24 protein-coding genes are annotated in these 24,011 nt (G+C 64.9%); 9 read left to right on the top strand and 15 right to left on the bottom strand.

The window, feature by feature from the left end:
- The first annotated feature begins 103 nt into the window (after positions 1 to 103).
- A complete protein-coding gene (gcvA, locus tag FJ936_RS16475; RefSeq protein ID WP_015315059.1) occupies positions 104 to 1,036 on the top strand; it encodes a transcriptional regulator GcvA in 933 nt (310 codons plus the stop codon).
- Between the two features lie 4 nt (positions 1,037 to 1,040).
- Here the strand turns inward: gcvA and FJ936_RS16470 are convergent, their stop codons facing one another.
- From FJ936_RS16470 to tsaD, 7 genes are read right to left on the bottom strand one after another with little or no spacing between them, the layout of a single operon-like run.
- The gene (locus tag FJ936_RS16470; RefSeq protein WP_140618372.1) at positions 1,041 to 1,784 is read right to left on the bottom strand and encodes a glycosyltransferase family 25 protein; all 744 of its coding nucleotides are present in this window, start codon (positions 1,782 to 1,784) and stop codon (positions 1,041 to 1,043) included.
- A 13-nt stretch (positions 1,785 to 1,797) separates the two neighbouring features.
- On the bottom strand, positions 1,798 to 2,214 hold the full coding sequence (locus FJ936_RS16465; RefSeq protein ID WP_140791398.1) for a DUF1761 domain-containing protein: 417 nt from the start codon (positions 2,212 to 2,214) through the stop codon (positions 1,798 to 1,800).
- A gap of 21 nt (positions 2,215 to 2,235) precedes the next feature.
- A complete protein-coding gene (locus FJ936_RS16460) occupies positions 2,236 to 2,961 on the bottom strand; it encodes a methyltransferase (protein WP_181171351.1) in 726 nt (241 codons plus the stop codon).
- Positions 2,916 to 3,341 (bottom strand): EVE domain-containing protein, encoded by a 426-nt coding sequence (locus FJ936_RS16455; protein WP_140791402.1) that lies wholly within the window; start codon positions 3,339 to 3,341, stop codon positions 2,916 to 2,918. The genes FJ936_RS16460 and FJ936_RS16455 overlap by 46 nt, the downstream gene beginning before the upstream one ends.
- Before the next feature lie 39 nt (positions 3,342 to 3,380).
- The gene (locus tag FJ936_RS16450; protein ID WP_140791405.1) at positions 3,381 to 3,677 is read right to left on the bottom strand and encodes a YciI-like protein; all 297 of its coding nucleotides are present in this window, start codon (positions 3,675 to 3,677) and stop codon (positions 3,381 to 3,383) included.
- 36 nt (positions 3,678 to 3,713) lie between these two features.
- Positions 3,714 to 4,736, bottom strand: a complete 1,023-nt coding sequence (locus tag FJ936_RS16445) for an NAD(P)H-dependent glycerol-3-phosphate dehydrogenase (RefSeq protein WP_015315065.1) — start codon at positions 4,734 to 4,736, stop codon at positions 3,714 to 3,716.
- Positions 4,733 to 5,818, bottom strand: coding sequence for a tRNA (adenosine(37)-N6)-threonylcarbamoyltransferase complex transferase subunit TsaD (tsaD, locus tag FJ936_RS16440; RefSeq protein WP_181171357.1), 1,086 nt, complete (start codon positions 5,816 to 5,818; stop codon positions 4,733 to 4,735). Before tsaD ends, FJ936_RS16445 begins: the two co-directional genes overlap by 4 nt.
- A 101-nt stretch (positions 5,819 to 5,919) precedes the next feature.
- On the opposite strand from tsaD, the gene hemC reads away from it, so the two are divergent.
- From hemC to FJ936_RS16410, 6 genes are all read left to right on the top strand, one after another.
- Positions 5,920 to 6,846, top strand: coding sequence for a hydroxymethylbilane synthase (gene hemC / locus FJ936_RS16435; RefSeq protein WP_140791409.1), 927 nt, complete (start codon positions 5,920 to 5,922; stop codon positions 6,844 to 6,846).
- A 2-nt stretch (positions 6,847 to 6,848) separates the two neighbouring features.
- A complete protein-coding gene (locus tag FJ936_RS16430; RefSeq protein WP_140791411.1) occupies positions 6,849 to 7,565 on the top strand; it encodes a uroporphyrinogen-III synthase in 717 nt (238 codons plus the stop codon).
- 109 nt (positions 7,566 to 7,674) lie between these two features.
- Positions 7,675 to 9,147, top strand: a complete 1,473-nt coding sequence (locus FJ936_RS16425; RefSeq protein ID WP_140791413.1) for a COG4223 family protein — start codon at positions 7,675 to 7,677, stop codon at positions 9,145 to 9,147.
- A gap of 10 nt (positions 9,148 to 9,157) precedes the next feature.
- On the top strand, positions 9,158 to 10,750 hold the full coding sequence (locus FJ936_RS16420; protein WP_141906773.1) for a heme biosynthesis protein HemY: 1,593 nt from the start codon (positions 9,158 to 9,160) through the stop codon (positions 10,748 to 10,750).
- 36 nt (positions 10,751 to 10,786) lie between these two features.
- Positions 10,787 to 11,266, top strand: coding sequence for a TerB family tellurite resistance protein (locus FJ936_RS16415; protein ID WP_015315071.1), 480 nt, complete (start codon positions 10,787 to 10,789; stop codon positions 11,264 to 11,266).
- 15 nt (positions 11,267 to 11,281) lie between these two features.
- A complete protein-coding gene (locus FJ936_RS16410) occupies positions 11,282 to 11,998 on the top strand; it encodes a glutamine amidotransferase (protein WP_015315072.1) in 717 nt (238 codons plus the stop codon).
- Between the two features lie 37 nt (positions 11,999 to 12,035).
- Here the strand turns inward: FJ936_RS16410 and FJ936_RS16405 are convergent, their stop codons facing one another.
- From FJ936_RS16405 to FJ936_RS16370, 8 genes are all read right to left on the bottom strand, one after another.
- Positions 12,036 to 12,305, bottom strand: coding sequence for a hypothetical protein (locus FJ936_RS16405; protein ID WP_051041236.1), 270 nt, complete (start codon positions 12,303 to 12,305; stop codon positions 12,036 to 12,038).
- Between the two features lie 15 nt (positions 12,306 to 12,320).
- A complete protein-coding gene (locus FJ936_RS16400; RefSeq protein WP_015315074.1) occupies positions 12,321 to 13,559 on the bottom strand; it encodes an MFS transporter in 1,239 nt (412 codons plus the stop codon).
- 158 nt (positions 13,560 to 13,717) lie between these two features.
- Positions 13,718 to 14,818 carry an aminotransferase class I/II-fold pyridoxal phosphate-dependent enzyme gene (locus FJ936_RS16395; protein ID WP_140791417.1) on the bottom strand — a complete coding sequence of 367 codons (1,101 nt, stop codon included), beginning with the start codon at positions 14,816 to 14,818 and terminating at the stop codon, positions 13,718 to 13,720.
- 125 nt (positions 14,819 to 14,943) lie between these two features.
- Positions 14,944 to 15,408, bottom strand: a complete 465-nt coding sequence (locus tag FJ936_RS16390; RefSeq protein WP_041163289.1) for a MucR family transcriptional regulator — start codon at positions 15,406 to 15,408, stop codon at positions 14,944 to 14,946.
- 207 nt (positions 15,409 to 15,615) lie between these two features.
- The gene (locus FJ936_RS16385) at positions 15,616 to 16,320 is read right to left on the bottom strand and encodes an ROK family protein (RefSeq protein WP_015315077.1); all 705 of its coding nucleotides are present in this window, start codon (positions 16,318 to 16,320) and stop codon (positions 15,616 to 15,618) included.
- Positions 16,321 to 16,334: 14 nt separating this feature from the next.
- Positions 16,335 to 17,711, bottom strand: coding sequence for a glucose-6-phosphate dehydrogenase (zwf, locus tag FJ936_RS16380; protein ID WP_140791419.1), 1,377 nt, complete (start codon positions 17,709 to 17,711; stop codon positions 16,335 to 16,337).
- 22 nt (positions 17,712 to 17,733) lie between these two features.
- Positions 17,734 to 18,750 carry a phosphogluconate dehydrogenase (NAD(+)-dependent, decarboxylating) gene (gene gnd, locus FJ936_RS16375; RefSeq protein WP_140618400.1) on the bottom strand — a complete coding sequence of 339 codons (1,017 nt, stop codon included), beginning with the start codon at positions 18,748 to 18,750 and terminating at the stop codon, positions 17,734 to 17,736.
- Between the two features lie 49 nt (positions 18,751 to 18,799).
- Positions 18,800 to 21,217, bottom strand: a complete 2,418-nt coding sequence (locus FJ936_RS16370; protein ID WP_140791421.1) for a glucan 1,4-alpha-glucosidase — start codon at positions 21,215 to 21,217, stop codon at positions 18,800 to 18,802.
- Positions 21,218 to 21,427: 210 nt separating this feature from the next.
- Here FJ936_RS16370 and FJ936_RS16365 point away from each other — a divergent pair, with 210 nt between their 5' ends.
- Both FJ936_RS16365 and FJ936_RS16360 read left to right on the top strand, forming a co-directional pair.
- Positions 21,428 to 22,441 (top strand): ABC transporter substrate-binding protein, encoded by a 1,014-nt coding sequence (locus tag FJ936_RS16365; protein WP_015315081.1) that lies wholly within the window; start codon positions 21,428 to 21,430, stop codon positions 22,439 to 22,441.
- A gap of 49 nt (positions 22,442 to 22,490) precedes the next feature.
- Positions 22,491 to 24,011, top strand: a complete 1,521-nt coding sequence (locus FJ936_RS16360) for a sugar ABC transporter ATP-binding protein (protein WP_246680483.1) — start codon at positions 22,491 to 22,493, stop codon at positions 24,009 to 24,011.

The following is a 24,011-nucleotide window of genomic DNA, read 5'->3' as shown; positions in this document are numbered from 1 at the left end:
GCCGTATTGAAAAACCAACGGGAAACGAGTAGTTCTTGTCTGATCATCAAGTTTAATTTGAGGATTAAGGCTCCATGAGCCGCTTCGATCAGGCCGCACGCTGATGGCAGCGCTCTTGCCGGGAACGCGGGCGCTCAGGACGCTGGAGGCGGCGGCCCGGCACCTCAACTTCACCCGCGCCGCCGACGAGCTCGGCCTGACGCCTGCCGCCGTCAGCCACCAGATCAAGGAAATCGAGGATCAGCTCGGCATCGTGCTGTTCACCCGCACCAGCCGCACCATCCGGCTGACGGAGGCGGGCACGGTGCTTTACGAGGCGGCGACCGACACGCTCGACCTGCTTGGCCGCGCCGTGATGCGGGCGCGCAAGATGGCGCGCGGCACCGAATTCCTGAAGGTGACGCTGGACGCGCAGTTCGCGGCGAAATGGCTGATGCGGCGCGTCGAGAATTTCCGCCAGCAGCGGCCGGGCATCGAACTCAGGTTCGACATCGCCTATGGCTTGCGCGATTTCGATCTCGACGACGTCGATGTCGGCATCCGCTTCGGCGCCGGCAAATATCCGGGGCTCAGCGCACACCGCCTGTTCGACAACATCATCATTCCGGTGTGCAGTCCGGGCCTCCTGACATCGGGGCCGCCCCTGCGCGAGCCGCGCGACCTGTTCAACCACACGCTTGCCCATATCGAATGGGCTCGCCAGGGCGTGACATGGCCAAACTGGCGCATGTGGATGGCGGCGGCCGGCATCAACGATTTCGACGACAGCCGCACCGTGGTCTTCGGCACATCGACGGATGCGGTCCAGGCAGCGCTCGACGGCAATGCCGTCGCGCTCGCCGATTTCGCCATGGTGGCAAACGACCTGTCCGAGGGCCGGCTGGTGCGGCCCTTCGAACTCAGCATCAGGGTTGCACCGGAATATGCCTATTTCCTGGTTTATCCCCAGGCCATGGCCGACGATCCCCGCATTGTCGCCTTCCGCGAATGGATCCTCGAGGAAGTTTCCAGGACGCGGACAGCGGACAAGGTGTAGTCCCTCAGGACCGGGCGTTGTGGCCGAAGATCATGCGTCGGTATTTCTTCACGTTCCATTTCAGCTTCTTGTAGAGCAGCGGCTGCATCTTGCCGGCGACGGAAGTCTGGAACGCGCCGTTTTCGCTGCCTTGCTCGACGATTGGCCGCTCGAACCACAGCATCTCAACGCCCAGCTTTTCGTCCATCTGCTCGATCTGGTGGTCGATCACGGTGTAGATCTTGTGTTGATCGATCCAGGCACAACGGGCTTCGGCGACCGGACGGGTGATGAGATAGGAATCCGCGCACCTGGCATGCAGTGCCGGGTAGAGCCTCTGGCCCCTGCGCAATTTCCAGCTCGGCGTGTAGTAGTTGCTGCCGTTGCCGAGATAGATGACGGCCTTGCGCATCGGGCTGCCGAGTTCGGCCAGCCCTTGCCGGAATTTGGCGACGAAGTCGCGCGCGAGGAAGACGTCATCCTCGAAGACCAGGCAATAGGGCAGGTCGGTTTCGAGGAAGTCGCGCCAGATGCCGACATGCTTCAGCGCCAGCGAGACCTGCGCCGGGTGGACAAAATCGGGAGCGACCAATTCAGCACGGATTTCCGGGGTGATATCCGCCCTGTCCCAGTCGGTGTAGAAGGTGACCGGCACGCCGCGCCGGTCGAACTCGCGCACGATGTGCCGGCGCCGGTCGTCGTAGCCCTGCTTGACGTGACAGATCCTGGTGAACACCAGGTCGCGGGGAAATCCGGACTTATCCGCCATCGTCAACGCACCGTCAGCTTGCAGCGGCGCCGAACCAGCCGATCACCGCGCCGATGATCAACAGCACGCCAAGCCAGTGACCGCCGTCAATGACAGTCAGGTCCCAGCCGAAATTCTCGTAGCGATGGTTGACCGACAGCGTCGTGGCGACAAAACCCAGCCAAAGCACGAAACCGAAGATCAGTCCGGCCAGCCAGGTCGGCTCACCACCCGTCATCGCGCCGACGACCAGGGCCATGATGTAGGCCATCAGCAGTTCGGCGATGAAGGAGATGACGAAGGGCAGAGGCGATTTCTTCATCGTCGCCGGATCGAGCCTGGCGGCCTTCAGCCAGGGCTTGCTCAACACCATGTACCAGGCGGCGCCGAACAGCCAGGCCACGACGGCGGCGGCGATCACCGCCAGCCAATTCACCGCTGAAAAATCCATGCGTTCCCCTCCTGTGCGGTTTTATGGAAACGCCTGTTCGGCGATGGCGTCAAGCAGTCGCCATACCGTGGTGCGTTTGACTTCGGCATCCTCCAGCGCCCTTGTCACCGGCACCTGATAGACGGCAAGCGGCTCCAGCCCCGATCGCGGCAGATAGGACCGGCCGGGATCGCCGACCAGAATGTCGGCGCCACGCCGTTTGAGCGTCGAAAACCACGGCATCAGCCGGTCGGCGAAGGGTTTGTCGTAGAAGACGTCGCCTGCCAGGACCACGTCCCAGCCCGCATCGGTGCCCACACAGTCCGTGCCGAGGAACGCGATGCCGACGCCGTTGGCCTCGCTGTTGAGGCGGATCGCGGTGGCGCAGAACGGGTCGATGTCGGCGGCGGTTACCTCGGCAGCGCCCGCCTTGACGGCGGCGATGGCGACGAGTCCGGAGCCCGAAGCGAAATCGAGCACGCGCTTGCCTCGGACCATATCGGGATTGTCGATGACATAGCGGGCGAGGCCCTGGCCGCCCGCCCAGGCAAACGCCCAAAAGGGCGGCGGCAGGCCGATCTCGACAAGTTCGTCCTCTGTTCGCTGCCAGAGATCATGCGCTTCGTCGGCGAGGTGAAGGCGAATTTCTGGCACATGCGGCGGCGCCATCAGCGCCGTGTTGTCGAGAATGAATTGCTTGGCGCTATCGAGTGTAAGTGCCGTCACGGCGCAGGCATCAGGCCGCCCATGCGGCAGACTTCCTTCCATTCGGCCGGGGTCACCGGCTGCACGGAAAGCCGTCCGAGCCGCACCAGCGCCATCTCGGCCAGTTTCGGATTGGCTTTGACTTCTTCCAGCGTCGGCGGGTTCGGCATGTCCCTGACGGCGCGGATGTCGACACACTCCCAGCGCGGATCATCCGACGTGGTGTCGGGATGGGCCAGCGCGCAGACCTCGGCAATGCCGACCACGTTCAGCCCCTCGTTGGAATGGTAGAAGAAGCCGAGATCGCCGATCTGCATGGCCTTCATGTTGTTGCGGGCGGCGTAGTTGCGCACGCCGTCCCATTGGGTGCCGGCCTTGCCCTTGGCCTTCAACGCCTCGAAGGAGAAAACCGAGGGTTCGGATTTGAACAGCCAGTAGTTCATTTTCTCTCCTCCTTGCGGCCCAGTCGCGGGCGCTGCGAATTAACTAGCCGCCGGCTTGTTGAACGTCCAGTTCCACTGGCGGATTTCGACGCTTTCGAACAGGCCGGCCTTGGCGTAGGGGTCGGCGGCCGACAGAGCCTGCGCGCCGGGCAGATCGGGGGCCTCGACCACCACGAGGCTGCCATTGGGCTTGCCGTCGGCGTCGAGGAACGGACCGGCAAAGGCCAATTTCTTGTCGCCGTTCAGCCCTTCGAGAAAGGCGACATGCTCGGGCCGCGTGTCGAGGCGCACCTGCAGGCCTCCGGGCTTGTCCTTGCAGATCAGAGCAAACAGCATGGTCTTTCTCCTGGGTGGTTGGATCAGAGTGTGGGATCAATCGTTGGTTTCGGTCTTCAGCGGCCGGGTCATCAGCGCCGTCACGGCCTGCCCGATGGTGATGGTGCCATCCAGTATGGCGGCGACCGCGGCGATGATCGGCGCATCGATTTCGCGCTCGGCGGCGATGCGGGCGGCGATCGCCGCGGTCGGCACGCCCTCGGCCAGCGGCAATCCGGAAAGTGCCTTGCCCTGTCCGAGCGCCAGCCCATAGGCGAAATTGCGCGACTGCGCCGACGAGCAGGTAAGCAGCAGGTCGCCAAGCCCGGAAAGCCCCATCAGGGTCTCGGGCCTGGCGCCGAAGGCGGCACCGATGCGGCGCAGTTCGACAAAGCCGCGCGTCACCATGGCCGCCTGTGCGCTGGCGCCGAGCCCGGCCCCGGTGACAGCGCCGGCGGCGATGGCGAAGACGTTCTTCAAGGCGCCGCCGATCTCGACGCCGATCAAGTCGTCGCTCGAATAGCAGCGCAGGTTTTCAGCCGAAAATCGGGCGGCAAGGTTGGCGGCAAGCGCCTCGTCGCCGGCGGCCACCACCACCGCCGTCGGCAGGCCGCGGGCGACATCGCTGGCAAAGCTCGGCCCTGACAGCGCTGCGACCGGGTTTGGCGGCAAGATTTCCGCAGCGATTGCCGACAGCAAGGCGCCGGTGTCGCGCTCGATGCCCTTGGCGCAGAGCACGAGCGGAATGCCGGCCGGCATATGATCCCTGGCGGCGGCCAGCGTGGCCCGCAACGCCTGAGCCGGCGTCACCGTCAGCACGCAATCGGCCCCAGTGAGGGCTGCCTCCATGTCGCTCGTCGCCTTGATGCCGGGCGCGATGGCGATGCCCGGGAGATAGCGTGGGTTCTCGCCCCGGCCGATCGCAGCCACGGTTTCAGGGTCACGCGCGAACAGCCGCACCGTATGGCCGGCGCGCAGCATGGCCAGCGCCAGCGCCGTGCCCCAGGCGCCGCCGCCGAGCACGGCGACATGCCAGCCGCTTTTGCCCGGACCCCCACCCTTCATGGCTCGATCGGTCATGCCTTGGCTCCGCGACGACCGGAGCCGACCATTGGCGCCGAGACGCTGTCCAGCGGCCAGCGCGAGCGCGGCACGAAATCGAAGCCGTTATCCTGCGCCATGCCTTCTCGCAGGCGTTCGATACCGGCCCAGGCAATCATCGCCGCGTTGTCGGTGCAAAGCTTCAGTGGTGGCGCGACGAAGCTGAAACCGGCGTCAGTGCAAAGCCGCTCCAGCGTTGTCTTGACCGTGCGGTTGGCGGCGACGCCGCCGGCGACGACCAGCGCCGGGTTTTTCGTGCCAGGGAATGTTTCGCGAAAGCGTTCCAGCGCGCGAGAAACACGGTCGGCGAGCGCATCGGCGACGGCCGCCTGGAACGAGGCGCAGATGTCGGCGACATCCTGGTCGCTCAAGGGCTCGATCGCTGTCGCCGCCTGGCGCACCGCGGTCTTCAGGCCGGAGAAGGAGAAATCGGGCTGCGCCGAGCCTTTCATCGGCCGCGGGAAGGCAAAACGCGAGGCATTGCCCGACAGCGCTGCCTTCTCGACATTGGGACCGCCGGGATAGGGCAGACCGAGCATCTTGGCGGTCTTGTCGAAGGCTTCGCCGAGCGCGTCATCGATGGTGGTGGCCCAGCGCTGGTAGTCGCCAACGCCGCGCACGGCCAGAATCTGCGTATGGCCGCCGGAGACCAGCAGCAAGAGATAGGGGAATTCGAGCCCGTCGGTCAGTCGCGCCGTCAAGGCGTGGCCTTCGAGGTGATTGACGGCGATCAGCGGCTTGCCGGCCGCCGCGGCGATCGCCTTGGCCGTCATCAACCCGACGATCAGTCCGCCGACGAGGCCTGGTCCGGCGGTCGCGGCGATCGCATCGAGATCGGCCAGCGCCACGCCCGCATCGGCGAGCGCGGCCTCGATAATGCCGTCCAGCGCCTCGACGTGGGCGCGCGCGGCGATCTCCGGCACGACGCCGCCGAACGCGGCATGTTCCTCGATCTGGGAGAGCACGATGTTGGACATGATTTTCGGCGCGGCATCGCCCTCCAGCGCCACGACGCTGGCGGCGGTCTCATCGCAACTCGTCTCAATGCCCAGAACGCGGATCAATTCGTCGCTGTCTCCAGAGATTGTATGTCAGGGCGTTCCTCGTTAGGAGAGTGCCCGGAAACGCAAAGCCAGCCGGGGGTTATCACGGACCGCGCGCCATGCAAACAATCTTGAAAATCGGAACACGCGGCAGCCCGCTGGCATTGGCGCAGGCGCATGAAACACAGGCGCGGCTGATGGCGGCGCACGGCATGCCGGCGGAGGCGTTCGAGGTCGTCGTCATCTCGACCAGCGGCGACCGCATCCAGGACCGGCCGCTGTCGGAGGCTGGCGGCAAAGGCCTGTTCACCAAGGAAATCGAGGAAGCCCTGCTCGCCGGCGCGATCGACATCGCCGTGCACTCGTCGAAGGACATGCCGACGCAATTGCCGCCCGGCCTGGAACTCTCCGCCTTCCTGCCGCGCGAGGATGCGCGCGATGCCTTTGTGGGCAGGGCGGCGAAGACGATCGCGGAACTGCCGCAAGGGACGAAAGTCGGCTCCTCGTCGCTGCGGCGGCAGGCGTTGATCCGCCGCATGCGGCCGGACCTCGACGTGGTGATGTTCCGCGGCAATGTGCAGACGCGGCTGCGCAAGCTGGACGAAGAGGTCGCGAGCGGCACCATCCTTGCCTATGCCGGCCTGAAGCGGCTGGGCCTGGAAGATGTTGCCACCGATTTGATGCCGCTGGACAGCTTCCCGCCGGCACCAGGCCAGGGTGCGATCGGCATCGAGACACGGATCGGCGACCGCGATGTCGAGAAGATGCTGGTGGCGATCCACGATGTGGCGACAGGGCAGGCACTCGCCTGCGAGCGCGCTTTCCTGGCGGCGCTCGATGGCTCCTGCCGCACGCCTATCGCCGGCTATGCCGCGATCGAGGCCGGAAAGCTCTCTTTCGCCGGGCTGATCATCTCGCCCGACGGCACGCAGTCGCACGCGGTCGAGCTACAAGGGCCGGCACAGGACGCCGCCCGCATCGGTGATGAAGCGGCGCGGACGGTGCGTGCCAAGGCCGGCGAAAAGTTCTTCCACGGCTGGCTCTGAAGATGCTCCGCGTGCTGGTCACCAGACCGGAGCCGGGTGCGTTGCGCACCGCACGAAAGCTGGAGGAGATGGGTTTTGAGCCTCTTCTCCTGCCCTTGACGGAGACGAAGGCGTTGCCGGTCGATGCCAAGGCGGTTCCGGACGACGTGGCAGCCGTCGCCATCACCAGCGCTAATGCGGTGCGCCATGCCCCCAGAGATCTGATTGCGGTGCTGTCCAGGTTGCCTTGTCATGCTGTCGGCAGGAGGACCGCGGAGGCCGCGCGCAAAGCCGGCTTTCTCTCGGTCAATGAGGGACCCGGCGATGCCGAGGCGCTGGCCGACGGCATGGCAATCGCGTTTTCCGGCAAAACAATCGTCTATCTCTGCGGGCGCGTGCGGTTTCCCGCCTTCGAGCAGAAGCTGGAAGCAGCTCACGCCCAGGTCCATGCCGTCGAGACTTATGACACGCTTGCGGTGAGCTATTCGGACGAAGCGATCCTTCCTCTGATATCAGGCCAATCCGTCGATGCGGTGCTGCTCTATTCGGCCATGGCCGCTGCCGAAATGCAGATACTGGCCAGGCGACCTGCCCTGCGGCAGGCCTTTGAAAAGACCCATTTTTTCGCTCTTTCCGCGCGCATTGCCGCCGCTTTCGGCGACGGCACCGGCAAAGCAATGCACGTTGCCGCGCGGCCCGACGAGGAGGCGCTGCTGGCACTTTTGCGGGCACGGCCCTGACCCGCGTCATCACACCGCCCCTTTTCACCGCTTGGTGATGTGCTAGACCCTTTCTGAACCATCACGCGCCGCCAGGCGTTGAGACGAAGCGAATTTGCGGAGCCCCTGCATGGTCAAGACGCCGAAGATGCGACACTCGAAAGGCCGCCGCGAGCCGGTGACCATCGATCTCGATCCGGGCGCCGTCTCACGCATCGTCGACGAGGATGCCGCCAAGAATACCGCCCAGACCGACGAGGCGAAGACCGAGGAAGCGGCGAACGCCTCGCGGCCAGAGCCGCCGGACGAGCCGGTACATGCCGATCAGGCGGATCTCGAACCTTGGGAGCATGGCGATGCAGCCGCCGGGCAGCCTGGCACCGACGCGCCACCGCAAGCCGAGGCCAAATCCACTGAGCCGGAAATGCCTTATCCCGGTTCGGATATACCCCCCAACCGCGCCAAGGCTTCCGACTACAATTTTGAGGATGCAACCGCCAAAACCGCCGAGACCAAGACGGCTTCCAGTAAAACCGACGCAAGGAGCGAACCGATGGCCACGCAGCCGAAGCGGGGCGGCTTCAACGGCATCGCAGCCGGCATCATCGGTGGTGTCATCGCCCTGGTCGGCGCCGGTGGCCTGCAATTTGCCGGCGTGCTCGGTGCGCCGGGTGCCGCTCCCGGTGCCTCGCTCGACGGCGTCAATGGCGAGATCGCCTCGTTGAAGAGCGAAATCGCGGATATGAGGGAAGCCAGCGGCGGTGCATCGGCCAAGGTCGACGGCCTGTCGTCGGCGCTGGATCAGGTCAAGAGCGATGTCGCGGCGCTGAAATCAGCGGTCGAGCAGGGTGGCGCGGGCGACAATGCCGGGCTTGCCGCGGTGGGCGACAAAGTCAAGCAGATCGAAACCACGGTGGCGGCCCTCGGCAAAGCCGGCAGCGCGGCGCCTGTCGATCTCGGCCCGCTCAACGAAAAGCTGGCGGGTCTCGATGCGCTGGTGAAGTCGACGGGCGAGGCGGCGAAGGCACAGGAAGGCCGTCTCTCCGCGCTGGAGCAGTCGGTGTCGCAGCTTTCCGGCAAGGTCGATGCGCAGGCGTCGCAGCCAAAGATCGCACTCGCCATCGCGGCCTCGGCGCTGAAGGCGGCGCTCGACCGCGGCGCGCCGTTTTCAGCCGAACTCGATACGCTGGCCGCGATTTCGCCTAATGCACCTGAACTCGCGACCTTGCGGCCCTATGCCGAAAAGGGCGTGCCGACCCGTACCGAGATCGCATCGCAGATGGATGCCGCCGCCAATGCCATGGTCGCCGCCGCGACGCCGGTCGATCAGAATGCCGGCTTCCTTCAGAACCTGATGTCGAGCGCTGAATCGCTGGTCAAGGTCCGGCCGATCGGTGCCGTCGAAGGCCCCGGCGCACCGGAAACCGTGGCGCGCATGGAGGTTGCGGTCACGCAGGGCGACTATGCCAAGGCACTCAGCGAATATGACACGCTGCCGGAAGCCGCGAAGGCCGCGGGCGCCGACTTTGCCGGCAAACTGAAGGCGCGCATCGAGGTCGAAACCCAGGTCGACGCGCTGATCTCCGGCGCGATGAAGGCATGAGGGCAACACGATGATCCGCCTGCTCGCCTTCCTCATCGTCGTTTTCGCGCTCGGGCTGGGCTTTGCCTGGCTGGCCGATCGGCCGGGCGACATGGTCGTTACCTTCAACGGCTATCAGTACCAGGTGAGCCTCATGGTGGCGGCGGTTGCCGTCGTCGCTGTCGTCGCCGCGGTGATGATTGTCTGGTGGCTCATCAAGTCGCTGTGGAACAGTCCCTACACCATCTCGCGCTATTTTCGCGTGCGCCGCCGCGACCGTGGCTATCAGGCGCTGTCGACCGGCATGATCGCCGCCGGCGCCGGCGACGGGGCGCTGGCCCGCAAGAAGACCAAGGAAGCGGCCAAGCTGATCCGCTCCGACCAGGAGCCGCTGATCCATCTGCTCGAGGCACAGGCATCGCTGCTCGAAGGCGACCATGAAGGCGCGCGCCAAAAATTCGAGAGCATGCTCGACGATCCCGAAATGCGGCTGCTTGGCCTGCGAGGGCTTTACCTGGAAGCCGAACGACTGGGTGACCGCAACGCCGCCCGGCACTATGCCGGCCGTGCCGCCGCAGTGGCGCCGCAACTGGCCTGGGCGGCCGAATCGACGCTGGAGGAACTGACCGCGCGCGGCGACTGGGATGGCGCGCTGAAACTGGTCGACGCGCAGAAGTCGACGCGGCAGATCGAGCGTGACGCCGCCAACCGCCGCCGCGCGGTGCTGTTGACCGCCAAGGCGCAGTCGCTTGCGGACAGCGATCCCGCGGCTGCCAGGACAGCGGCGATCGAGGCCAACAGATTGCAGCCGGATTTTGCCCCCGCAGCCGTTGCCGCCGCCGCGGCGCTGTTCAAGCAGAACGACGTGCGCAAGGGTTCGAGGATCCTCGAAGCGGCGTGGAGGGCCGACCCGCATCCCGAGATTGCCGAGCTCTACACCCATGCAAGGCCGGGTGACGCCGTGCTCGATCGGCTCAACCGGGCAAAGAAGCTGCAGGAGATGAAGAAGAACCACGCCGAATCGTCGATGACGGTGGCGCGTGCCGCGCTCGACGCGCAGGATTTTTCAACCGCCCGCCGCGAGGCGGAGGCCGCGATCCGCATGGACCGACGCGAGGGCGCCTATCTGCTGCTCGCCGATATTGAGGAGGCCGAGACCGGCGACCAGGGCAAGGTGCGGCAGCTGCTGTCCAAGGCGGTGCGAGCCCCGCGCGATCCGGCCTGGGTCGCCGACGGCGTCATCTCCGAGCGCTGGGCGCCGGTCTCGCCGGTCACCGGCCGGCTCGACGCCTTCGAGTGGCGCGCGCCGATGGAGCGGCTTGGCCAGCTAATCGACAGCCGCGATGAGCCGGACGCCCCGGCAGTGGCCATCGAGGCGCCGGGCAGGCCGGAAAGGCCGGTCGAGGTGATCGATCACGCCGCACCGGGCGACGAGGCGACGCGCAAGGACGCCGAAAGCCGCGAGGATCATGTCACACCGGTCACGGCCGCCGCCTTTGCCGCGGTGCCAGCCGACGCCGAGGCGGTCGAGCCGGCGGAAGAACTGGCGCGGCTGCCGGACGATCCAGGCGTCGATCCGGACGACGAGGCGGAAAAGTCGACACGCCGGTTCCGGCTGTTTTGATTTGGGCAGGCCGTTGGGCCGTTTGGGAATGAATTGATGTTCGAGCGCGTTCTGTCGTTTCTCAGGGATTTGCCGGCCGGCTCCGGCAGCCATGCCAGCACGGACGATCCGCGCGTCGCGGCCTCGGCGCTGCTCTATCATGTGATGAATGCCGACGGCGTGCGCCAGGATGTCGAATGGGAGCGGTTCAAGGCGGTGCTGGCGCAAAGCTATTCGATCAGCGGTGCCGAACTCGAAGCACTCGCCGCCGCCGGCGAGCGGGCCGACAACGAGGCAATCGACCTCTACGCCTTCACCAGCGTGCTCAAGCGCCACCTCGACGCGGAGGGGCGCAAGGCGTTCATCGGCCTGATGTGGGAGATCGTTTATGCCGATGGCGAGCTGCATGAGCTGGAGGACAACACGGTGTGGCGTGTCGCCGAGCTGATCGGCGTCGAACGCCACGACCGCGTCGAGGCGCGCCGCAAGGCGGCGGCGCACGCGCCGGGCGCCACTGGAACATCCTCGGACGAATAGGATTTTCGCCGTCCCATGCCGCGCCAGACGAGGTCGAAACCAAAAGTCCTGATCGTGCTGCATCAGGAGAATTCGAGCCCCGGACGCGTCGGTCACATGCTGCTCGAAGAGGGCTTCGATCTCGACATCCGCCGCCCGCCGCTCGGCGACGCCTTGCCGGAAACGCTGGATGGCCACGCCGGCACAGTCGTCTTCGGCGGTCCGATGAGCGCCAATGACGAGGACGAGTTCGTCCGTCGCGAGACCAACTGGCTGCAGATTCCACTCAGGGAGAACCGGCCACTGCTCGGCATCTGTCTTGGGGCGCAGATGCTGGCCAATCATCTCGGCGGCAAGGTCGAGGGCCATGGCGAAGGGCTGGTCGAGATCGGCTGGTATCCGCTGAAAGCGACCGAGGCCGGCAAGAAACTGATGCACTGGCCAGAGATGGTCTACCAATTCCATCGCGAAGGCTTTTCGCTGCCGAGCGACGCGACGCTGCTGGCCACGAACGAGACCTATCCCAACCAGGCCTTCCGCTATGGCGATAATGCCTGGGGCATCCAATTCCACGGCGAACTGACCCGAGTGATGATGCAGCGCTGGGTGGTGCGCGGCGCCCACCGCTTCGAGCTGCCCGGTGCGCAGCCCGGCCGCGACCATCTCGGCGGCCGGCTGATCTGGGACATGCATTTGAAGCGCTGGCTCGACGAGTTTTTGCGCACGATTTTTGGCGAGCCTGTGGCGCGGTAGTGCCGGGCCGGTGCTCTGAACCGCCGACGCCTAAAAACTAGTCCGAAAACGTTACGCTCACGCCGCGCTGCCGAAAATAAGCCTGCATCAACTTGCGGCCCGAGCGGTTGCTCTGCGCCAATTTGGCAGGATCGAACACCGCCTGTTTTATCCCCTCTCGCGCCAGCGCTGCCTTGAGCGTCGCGATATGGGCGTCGATGTCGGCATTGTCCGCCCTGAGCGACGCGTAGATATTTTCGGTCGCTTCGGCCACGGTCGGTTCACTCACTTGTGTCGTCCTTTGATTGGTTCGGCGGCGGCTTAGCATAGATTCGCTGCCCCGTCAGTTTCGTCCTTTGAGGTGCCTCACCTTGCGCAGCGCCGGGAACAGATAGGCCCACAGGCCGGCAACCGCGACGGCGCCGATGCCGCCGATGACCACCGCCGGAACCGTGCCGATCAGCGCCGCCATGGTGCCGGCGCGAAATTCGCCGACCTCGTTGGAGGCGCCGACGAAGACCTGGTTGACGGCGTTGACGCGGCCGCGCACCTCGTCGGGCGTCCACAGCTGGATCAGCGTCTCCCTGATGTAGACGCTGAACATGTCGGTGGCTCCGAGCAGGGCAAGTGCTACGATCGAGAGCCAGGTGAGCGTCGACAGGCCGAACAGCACGGTGCAGGCGCCGAACGCCGCCACGAAGCTCAGCATGATCTTGCCAGCACGGTCGCGGATCGGATGGCCCGCAAGCCAGACGGCGACGCAGATGGCGCCGATCCCCGGTGCCGAGCGCAGCAAGCCGAGGCCCCAAGGTCCAAGCTGCAGAATGTCACGCGCATAGACCGGCAGCAGCGCCGAGGCGCCGGACAGAAGCACGGCGAAGAGGTCGAGCGAGATGGCGCCAAGCACGATCTTCTCGCTCCAGATGTAGCGGAAGCCGGCAAACAGCGTCTCCATTGTCGGCTTGTCGGTGGCGGTCTGTTGCGCGGGCTTGGGAATGGTGAAGATCAGCAACGCGGCGGCGAGCATCAGGACTGCGGCCGTCGCATAGGCCACTTCCGCCGACACGCCATAGAGCAAGCCGCCGGCGACCGGGCCGACAATCGTCGCGGTCTGCCAGGCGGAGGAGTTCCAGGCGATGGCATTGGCGAAATCGCGCTGCGGCACGAGATTGGCGAACAGGGAGGACGAAGCCGGCCCGTAGAAGGCGCGGGCAATGCCGAACATGACCAGCACGGCGAAGATCGGGAGCGGGGTTGTAAGGCCGCGCAGGGTCAAAAACAGCAGAGCCAGCGCGCAGGCGCCTTCGACCAAGGTCGCCAAGGTCATGATCAGCCGGCGGCCGAAACGGTCGGCGACGACACCTGTAACCAGCACCAGAAGCAGCGACGGCAGGAACTGGACGATGCCGACAATGCCAAGATCGAACGGATCGCGCGTCAGATCATAGACCTGCCAGCCGACGGCCACCGAAACGATCATGGTCGCGAAAGTGGTGAGAAAGCGCGCCGTCCAGTAGCTGAGGAAGGCTCTGTGCCGGAAAGCGGCATAGCGCTGCTCCGGCAAGGTTTGTTCTGGTATCATGAAGTGAGGCCCCGTTGCGGTGGGCATCGGCTCGCGGGGCACTTCCCGAATGGGCGCTGTTCGACCAATGGAACTTGGTAAAGTTCGGGGCGGATATGCTTTAAAATCAGATCCGGATCAAGGGACTTTCGATCCGCACCACCGATAGCACGCGGAATTTACTGCCGCAGCGCAGCTGAAATCGCGTCCAGCCCGCCTTTCAACTCGGCCTCCGTCGGCCAGCCGAAGCCGACGCGGAAGAAGCGCTTTTCCATTTCGAACCAGTGGCCGGGCCCGACATAGGTGCCGTGATCTTCCAGCAGCCTGACATAGAAGCGGTCGAGGTCGAAACCGGGCTCGACATCGAGGCGCGGGAAGCCGACGACACCGCCTTCGGGCCGCACCCAGTCGACCAGCGGCTCGCGGTCGATCCAGGCCTGGACGATGTCCCGGCGCCTGGCCATTTCGGGCAGCAGCTTTGCCAGGAAAGCGTCCCGGCCTTCCAGCATGCCGCGCGCTATGCCTTCGTCGATGACGCTGCCGCAGATGCCGATCTGCTCCTTGGCGGCCAGAAATGTCTCCTGAAGGGCCGCATCCCTGGTGATCAGCCAGCCGATGCGGATGCCGGGAATGCCGAAGGCTTTCGACAGCGACGAGACGCTGATGGCTTTTTTGCTCAGCGAGGCCGCCAAAGGCAGGCGCCTGCCATAGGAGAGATCGCGATAGGTTTCGTCGACCAGCAGATGGCAGCCGCTGGCCTCGGCGAGCGCGACCAGCGCGTCCAATTCGGCACGGCTCATCATGGTGCCGGTCGGATTGTGCGGGCAAGTAACGCTGATCAGCTTCGTGTTCGGCCGCATCGCGGCCCTGACGCGCTCGACGTCGATGGCGAAGCCTTCGTCGAAGGCGAGGTCGACAAAGCTGATGGCGCAGCCGATCGCCCGCGGCGTTTCGATGTTGGTGGCGTAGTTGGGCCTGATGACGACGAGGTGATCGCTGGCGGAGAGCAGCGAGGTGGAGATGATGAACAACGCGCCGGCCGCACCGGCCGTGACCAGCACATCGTCGGGCGCGATGCCGGCATCCTGCGCGGCGATCAGCGCGCGCAATTCCTTGTCGCCGCGATGCTCGCCATAGAAGAGGGTCAGATCAGGCAGCGAGAGGCCGATGTCGGAGAGTTTCTGATCGGCGATCGAACTTTCGGAGAGGTTGTAACGGATGCGGTCGTAACCGTACTCCTCCGGCGCTTCTTTCTCGATCACCATCCTGGTGTAATTCATGGCTTCCCCCAGATCGTCTTGTCCCAGGGTATCCAAGCCACAAAAGCACGAAGCCTGCCAAGGCGAATTCGCCGGCAGGCTTCTATTCCAGTCGTCCTAACAATTGGCTCAGCGTCCAAATCGCCTCAGGCCGAGACTTTGGCCTTTCGGCCCTTGCCTTTGACGGCGGCGACCACGGCGGCCTTGCGGCCGAGGCCGATCGACTTCGCCAGTTCGGAGCGCGAAGCCGCGTAGTTGGGGGCAACCATCGGATAGTCGGAAGGCAGGCCCCATTTGGCGCGATAGGCGTCCGGCGTCAGGCCGAAATGCACGCCGAGATGACGCTTCAGCGATTTGAATTTCTTGCCGTCCTCGAGGCAGATGATGAAATCCGGCGTCACCGACTTCTTCGGGTTGACGGCCGGGACCAGCGGTGCCGCCACCGGGGCGACCGGCTGGCCGAGCCCGCTGATCGAGGCGCTGACGCTGGCGATCAGCTCGGGAAGGCCGGACGCAGGCAGGCGATTCTTCTCGACATAGGCCGATACGATATGGGCCGTCAGCTCGAGAAGGTCGAGTGTCTTGCTGGCGTGGCTGTTTTCGTCGGTCAATCTATTTCCTCCATCCATGGCGCATAACCTCGAAAATGGGGCCGTTTTCAAAAAGGATGATGCGCAAAATTAAAGTGGGTCGTCTTCGTGCGTCGCGCGCGACGCGATGTAGTGGGGCTGACTTCCTAGTCGGCAAATCTGCGCAATGCAATCTATCGCCGCGACATAACACGGCATTTTGAACAACTATACTAAGCTGTAATAATATCAGACGATCAGGGCCTTGTCGCGCCACAGACGAAATCCGCCTTCAAAGGCGCGTGTGTTGTCACCGCGCCTGGAGTCGGGGGGCAATTCGTCGAGCTTGTCGACATTGCCGCCGCCGATGACGACATAGTCTGGCTGCAGGGCGGCGCGCAGCCGGTTGACGACGTCGAAGACATGACCGCGCCACTTCTTCTTGCCGCGCTTTACGAGGCCGCGTTCACCGACATAGTCCTCGAAACTCTGGCCTTTTCTGTAGGGAAGGTGGGCGAGTTCCATCGGCTGGCCGACATTGTCGAGGACCATCGCGGCACCGAGGCCGGTTCCGAGGCCGAGGAACAGCATGCGCCCGCCCTCATAGCTGCCGAGGGCCTGCATCAGCGCGTCATTGACCACCTTGACCGGCTTGCCGAACTCAGCGGTGAAATCGAAGCCGGCCCAGCCCTTGCCGAGATTCATGGGATCGAGCACGGGCTTGTTTTGACGCACGGGGCCTGGATAGCCCATCGAGATGACGTCGTAGGACAAGCCGTCGGCGAGCTTCTTCACCTTGTCGATCATCTGCCTTGGCGTCAGGTCAGGCCCGGAATCCGTCCGGCGCTCGGTGCCACCGTCGCTGGTCAGGATCTTGACGTGCGACCCGCCAATGTCGATCGAAAGGACTACCTGCCCGGTGTCCGACGCAGCCTTCTTAACCACCTTGGCCATCTCGTCCCCTCCACTCATGCGACCGGGTCGATCCAGCCATTGGGCGGCCCGAAGCCGGCCATGGCGTCCGCTGGCCCCCACGTCTTCGGCTCGTAAAGATGCGGCGGCGTGGTGTCGCCGAGCACCGGACCGACGATGCGCCAGGCGAGTTCGGCGGCGTCCTGGCGGGTGAAGAGCTGGCCGTTGCCGTTCATGGCGTCGCCGATCAGCCGTTCATAGGGCGGCATGTCGCCCTTCGAATCGTCGAGCGCGGTGAGTTCCACCTGCTCGCCGATCATGTCGTCGCCGGGCGCCTTGCGTTGGGCGCCGATGGCGATTATCACCTGCGGGTCGATGCGGAAGCGGACGTAATTCTGGTCGGCGGGCTTGATCGGGTCGAAGACGTCGAGCGGCGGCCGTTTCAGACGCACCACCACCTCGGTGACATGCACCGGCATGTTCTTGCCGGCGCGGATGAGGAACGGCACGTCCTGCCAGCGCCAGGTGTCGACGAAAAAGCGTACCGCCGCGAAGGTCTCGACCGGCGAGTTCGGCGCCACGCCGGGCTCGGCGAGATAGCCGGTGAACTGGCCGCGCACGACATCGGCTTTCGTCAATGTCCGGATGGCGCGCAACACCTGCACCTTCTCGTCGATCAGGTCGTCGGCGGAGCGGCCGACGGGCGGCTCCATGGCCAGGAGCAGCAGGATGTTGAGCAGATGGTTCTCGATGACGTCGCGGATGGCGCCAACATCGTCATAGAACCGCCCGCGCCCCTCGACGCCGAAATCCTCCGCCATGGTGATCTGCACGCTCTCGACGTAGTTGCGGTTCCAGATCGGCTCCAGCAGGGAGTTGGCGAAGCGGAAATAGAGCAGGTTCTGGATCGCCTCCTTGCCGAGATAGTGGTCGATGCGGAAGATCGACTGTTCGTCGAACACCAGGTGCAGCACCCGGTTCAGCCAGCGTGCCGACTGCAGATCGTGGCCGAACGGCTTTTCGACCATCAGCCGTGCGCCATGCGCGGTGCCGGATTGCTCCAGCCCTTGCACGACGGTCTCGAACATGGACGGCGGCACCGCCATGTAATGCAGCGGCCGCTGGGCGCTGCCGAGTGCCGTCTTCAGCTTCTCGAAGGTCGTGGGATCGCGATAGTCGCCGCTGACATAGCGCAGCAGCGACGCGAACTTGGCGAAGACCGTCTCATCTATGGCGCCAAGGGCATGGACGATGCCGTCGCGGGCGCGGTCCTGCAACTGCTTCAAATCCCAGGCGTCGAAGGCGACGCCGATCACCGGTTCGGTGAGCGTGCCCTTGGCGACCATCTGGTAAAGCGCTGGAAATATCTTCTTGTGGGCGAGGTCGCCGGTCGCTCCGAAGAGCACCAGCGTATCGGACCGTTCCTGGCTCATGCGTGCGTCTCCCCTGTCGCCGTCACTTGCCGCCCTTCGGCTTTTCGATGTGCCCGCCAAAGGCATAGCGCATGGCGGACAACAGCTTGTCGGCGAATTCGGATTCGCCTTGCGAGGAGAAGCGGTCGAACAGGGCCGACGACAGCACCGGTGCCGGCACGCCGGTGTCGATCGCCGCCTTAAGCGTCCAGCGGCCCTCGCCGGAATCCGAGACCCGGCCGCCGAATTGCGCCAGACCCGGATCGCTCTTCAGCGCACCGGCGGTGAGATCGAGCAGCCAGGAGCCGATGACGCTGCCATGCCGCCACACCTCGGCCACCTGCGGAAGGTCGATGTCGAACTGGTAGTATTGCGGGTTTTCCAGCGGGCTTGTCTCGGCGTCCGCCGTCCGCTGCCGTTTGCCGGCATTGGCCGACTTCAGGATGTTCATGCCTTCGGCATAGGCGGCCATGACGCCGTATTCGATGCCGTTGTGCACCATCTTGACGAAATGGCCGGCGCCGCTCGGTCCGCAATGCAGGTAGCCATAGGGCGCGGTGCCGGCGGTCTTGTCCGGGGTTGGCGCGCCGGCATCAGCGCCAGGCGCCAGCGTGGCAAAGACCGAATCGAGGTGCTGCACGGCCACGTCGGGACCCCCGATCATCAGGCAGTAGCCGCGCTCCAGCCCCCAGACGCCGCCACTGGTGCCGACATCGACAAGATGCATGCCCTTGGTGGCCAGTTTCGCGGCCTGGTCGACGGCGTCGTGATAGTAGGAATTGCCGCCGTCGATGACGATGTCGCCGGGCTCCATCAGCGCCGCGACCTGATCGATGATCCTGCCGGTGATCGCCGCCGGCAGCATCAGCCAGACACAGCGCGGCTTGGCCAGCTTGCCGACGAATTCCTCCAGGGATGCCGCCCCCAAGGCGCCGTCGCTCACAAGCGCCGCGACGCTGGCCGGGTTGATGTCATAGACGACGCATTCGTGGCCGTCGCGCATCAGCCGCCGCACCATGTTGGCGCCCATCCGGCCCAGTCCCATCATTCCGATCTGCATGGTTTCGTCCCTGTTTCCTAGAGATTTTCTGGCGTTGTCGAGGAAGGATCTACTGGCTGTCCTGAGCGCCTGACATGATGGAGAAGTCGACATTCTCCCAATCGCCGGTTCCGGGCCAGAAAAAAGTGAAGATCAGCGTGCTTCCGTTGGGGAGGCTGGCCGTGGGCAGATCGACAAGATGAAGGCCGAAAGCGTTTTCCGCTGTCCGGCTGTCGTGGGCGGTTGCCCAATTGTCCGTGCTCCAATGGATGGTGGCCGCCGTCAACAGCTCGACGCGCAATGTCTTGCCCTCGGGCAGTGCGCGGATCTTGTTGTTGAAGCGCCATGCCCTGAACGATGAGACGGTCTTGTCCTGGATGTAGCGCTTCACGCCTTGCGGCGGCATATCGAAGACGGCGCCGTCGCGTAGCGAGCGCAGCAGCTTGATGTGTTCGGAATGCGCCCAGACCAGTGGCATGGCGCTGCCCGATGGCTTGCCATGCAGCAGCTCGCGCTCGGGAATATCGGCGCCGTCCCACACCTGTTCGGGCAGCAGGCCGCCAGGCCCGGCCGACCGCTCCAGCGCATCGAGCAAGCTGGACGCCTTGTCCTTGCGCCCGGCGGCCAGCTCGTAATGCGCCCGTTCGCCGGCCAGCAGGGGCCAAGGCCGGCCCTGGCCGGTGCCGTCGAAGGGCGTGCCATCCTCATGCTCGCCATAGCCGTCGCTGTTATAGCGGTACCAGAGCGGCCCTTGCGGCAGTTCGCAGCGCAGTTGCGCGTCGATGACCTTGACGGTGTCCACGATGCGCGGATCGTCGGCGGCTCTCAGGCCAAAGCGCACCAGCGCCAGCGCATCCGGGCTGACGATTTCCTCGGCCGGCCGGTCCGTGTCGCCGGGTGGGCGGTTCTTGATCGGCACATAGCCGTCCTTCGGCGAGCCGGCATCGGGGTCGTCTGGCGGCGCAATGCGGACGTAATAGCCGCCGACACCGACGGCCTTGCAGATGGCGGTGCCGGTGACATAGGTCCAGCGTTCGACCTGGTCGTTCCAGCAGTCGGCGGTTTCGCGCAGGTAGGCCGCCTCCGCCGCTTTGCCGCAAGCATCGAGCAGGTCGGCGCCGGCAAGCAGTGCCGCGATCTCGACGGCCAGCGTGAACGGGCTGTAGCCGGCGTCTTCTTCCCAGCGGTCCTCGCCGGTGACCGGACCATTGCGCACGACATAGGAGGCGGCGCGCTCGATCATCGGCAGGAAGGCCTTCAGCTTGGCACGCGGCAAGTGGCCAGCGCGCTGCAGGGCATCCGCCAGCAGCAAGGGAAAGGCGCATTCGTCCATTTGGATGCCGGGCCAATAGGCCGTGCCGTCGAGCCAGGCGTTCTGCGGCCAATGGCCGTCCGGCTGCTGGATGGAGCGGAGATATTCCAGGATCCGCAGTGCCGAGGCGGCGTCGCCGGCGGCGAGAAAGCCGCCCGCCGTTTCGACCAGGTCGCGCGGCCAGACCAGATGGTAGCCGCCGAGATCATCGTCGCCTTTGTTGAATCCCCATGGGATCGACAGGCTGGCCACCGCAGCGCCGGGCATCGCCGACGACCGGTGGGTTGCCAGCACGGCGGTGGAGACGCGGTAGCTGTTCACTCCGGGGACCGCGTGGCGGTCCAGTGGCAGCAGCCCCGCCTGCCATTTGCGCCATTGTTCGACGTAGGATTTCGCCGCCGGTTCAAAACCCCGCTTCAGGCTGGCGAAAGCGTTTTCGGCGGCTTCGTCCGGTGTCGTCCCAAAACCCAGCGCCAGCACGGTTTTTGTGTTGGCGGCGGTGAAGCCGATCTCGCCGGTCAGCGCGACATTGCCGTCCTCGGCACGCCGGCAAGCCGTATCGAGCTTGCCGGTATTGTTGAGTTGCTGCCAGCCGTCGGAGAAGCCGACATAGCCGGCCGAGCAATCCCGCCAGGGCAGGGACGAGGCCAGCGCCAGGCAGGTGCCGCGCCCCGAGGCAAACAGGACGGGTTTTCCCTGGTACTCGCCGATCCAGGCGGTGTTGCCTATGCCGGCATTGACCAGATGCGGCGCCAGAAGCGCGTAGACGCGGTAGTCGGCCGCGGAGCCCTTGAGCGGACTGAAGGTGATTTCCTGCAGCAAGGTCGGACGCGCCGGATCGGCCAGAATACGCTTCTCGATCCGGTAGGCGCCGTCGTCGGCTGTATTGACCAGCCTGTAGGCGGGCACGCCGTCCTCGAACGGCTCGATGCCGTGCGAGGCATCGCGCTTCTCCTCGGAGAAATAGCCATCCATGCCGGTGACGATCAGGCCGAGGTCGCGCGTGCAGGCGCTGTCGACGCGCGGATAGTACACCTCGTTCAGGATGCCGTGGCTGATGGTGAACCAGACGCGGCTGGACGGCGAAAGCGCCGAGCCGACTCCGCTCTTGGCGCTTGAGGTCCAGCGCGCGGGAATTCCCGGTGCGCCCGGCGGCACAATCGGCGTCACTGCCATGCTTGTTCGCTCTCCTGGCCCGCATGCCTAGCCATCAAACGAAGCCATTTCAATCAGAGCACCGCAAGTTGATCGCCGGCGCACATCGGATTGCAGTTGACAGCCCGCCGGCCTTCTGCACTTTTGTCTGACAATAGATAAAAAACAGGATCGCAATCGCGAAATTCGTCGACAATCAAACTGATCAGCAACTCTCGGGAGGAGTCTCACATGAAGAAACTATTGGTTCTCAGCACGCTTGCGGCGGTGCTCGCGGCCGGTACGGCTTTTGCCGACACCAGCGGCAAGAAGATCGCGTTCTCCAACAATTATGCCGGCAATTCGTGGCGGCAGGCGATGCTCGACAGCTATGGCATCGTCACCAAGAAGGCCGTCGACGACAAGATCGTCGGCGCGGCTGATGTCTTCACCACTGCCGACAAGGAGGTGCCGACCCAGGCCGCCCAGGTGCAGAACCTGATCCTGCAGGGCTATGACGCCATCGTCATCAACGCCGCCTCGCCGGATGCGCTCAACGGTGCCATCAAGCAGGCCTGCGATGCCGGCATCACCGTCGTCTCCTTCGACGGCACCGTCACCGAGCCCTGCGCCTACCGCGTCGTCGTCGACTTCAAGGACATGGGCAAGCAGGAAGTCGAGCAGATGGCCAAGTTCCAGCCCAAGGGCGGCAATCTGCTTGAAATCCGGGGGCTTGCCGGCACCTCGATCGATGATGCCATCCATGCAGGCATCCTCGAAGGCGTGGCCGCGCATCCCGAATTCAAGATCGTCGGTTCTGTCACCGGCGACTGGGACCAGACCACGGCTCAGAAGGCGGTGGCGACCATCCTGCCGTCGCTGCCCGACGTCGTCGGCATCGTCGACCAGGGCGGTGACGGCTATGGCGCCGCGCAAGCCTTCGCCGCCGCCGGCAAGCCGCGCCCGACCATCATCATGGGCAACCGGCAGGACGAATTGAAGTGGTGGAAGGAACAGAAGGACAAGGACGGCTACCAGACCTGGTCGGCTTCGATCGCGCCGGGCGTATCGACGCTCGCCTTCTGGGTGGCGCAGCAAGTGCTCGATGGCCGCAAGGACATTCCGCACGATCTGCTGGTGCCGTATCTGGCCTTCACCCAGGACGATTTCGAGGCGGCCCTGCCCAAGATCAAGGAGGGCGGTGTCGCCACCCACGAATACACGCAGGAAGATGCCATCGCGGCGATCAAAGCCAATATCAAGTGAAAGTCGCAGACGCGTTGCCGCGGGCATCACCGAGCGGATATCGTTGAGCATGGCTGCAGGCGACACGGACATCATCAGACTGGACGGCGCCGAAAACCAGTTCGGTGCCGCCAGTGTTGATATCGTAAGACTTGACGGTGCCGAAAAGCATTTCGGCGCCGTCAGGGCGCTGGGCGGGGTGGATTTCCATGTCGGGCCCGGCGAATGCGTCGGCCTCGTCGGCCATAACGGCGCCGGCAAGTCGACGCTGATGCACATGGTGGCCGGGACCTCGACGCCCGACAGCGGCACGATCACCGTGCATGGCGGCATCGAGGACAACTACTCGGTGTCGCGGGCGCAGCAGCGCGGCATACGCTGCGTGTTCCAGGAACTGTCGCTGTGCCCCAATCTCAGCGTGGCCGAAAACACGCGTATCAACCATGCGTCGCTTTCCGGCTTCGGCTGGCGGCGCAAGGCGGCAGAGCTGATCACCGCCAAGCTGGACGAAATCTTTCCGGACCATGGCATCTCGGCCTGGGACATTGTCGGCGATCTGTCGATCGGCCGGCGCCAGATGGTCGAGGTGGCGCGTGCCTTCACCGTGACGCAGGACCGGCTCGACCTGGTCATCCTCGACGAACCGACCTCGTCGCTCGACGCGCACACATCAGGCCAGTTGCTGGCCTTCGTGCGCCGCTTCGTCGCCGGCGGCAAAAGCTGCATCCTGATCTCGCACGTGCTGGGCGAGGTGCTGCGGAACGCCGACCGGATCGTTGTGATGCGCGACGGCAAGGTGGTGGCGTCGGACGCGGCTGGTGTCTTCGATCGCGACCGGCTGGTGACCGTGATGGGCGGAGCCGAGGCGCGCGCGAAGACCGCCGCGCAGGCCGCTGCCGCCAAGACAGGCGCCAATCCGCTGCGCGTGCGGGCGCGGCCGGCCGGACAGGCGGATGGCAAGGACCTCGTCGCGCGCGCGGGCGAGATCATCGGCCTTGCCGGCCTGGCCGGTCACGGACAGACCGACTTGCTGCTGCGCATCTTTGACGCCGCCGCACGCGCCAAGGCCGGCATCGAGGTGACGGCGCCGGTGGCCCTGGTGGCAGGCGACCGCCAGTCCGACGGCATTTTCCCGCAATGGTCGATTGCCGAAAACATTGGCATCCGCTCGCTGGTGCGCTTGCGCAACGGGCTGTTGATTTCACCCCAGCGTGAGGCCGAATTGGCCGCGTTCTGGCAGAAGAAGATCGGCATCCGCACGCCTGACATGAACAACAATATTTTCTCGCTGTCGGGCGGCAACCAGCAGAAAGCGCTGTTCGCCAGGGCGCTCGGCTCCGATGCCCAGATCGTGCTGATGGACGACCCGATGCGCGGCGTCGACATCGGTACCAAGCTGGAGGTCTACGATCTCGTGCGCGAGGAGGCGGGCCGCGGACGCACCTTCCTCTGGTACACGACCGAAACCGAAGAGCTCGACAATTGCGACCATATCTATGTCTTCAAGAACGGCCGCATCGTCGCCAATCTGACGCGCGACGAGCTGACCGAAGAAAAGATCATCCAGTCCTCTTTCGGCGATGCGGCCTGA

The sequence above is a fragment of the Mesorhizobium sp. B2-4-13 genome, assembly GCF_006658535.1.
In the GTDB taxonomy this organism is placed as follows: Bacteria; Pseudomonadota; Alphaproteobacteria; order Rhizobiales; family Rhizobiaceae; genus Mesorhizobium; species Mesorhizobium australicum.
The sequence above is the reverse complement of the archived record's forward strand: the minus strand, read 5'-3'. Positions and strand labels throughout refer to the sequence as shown.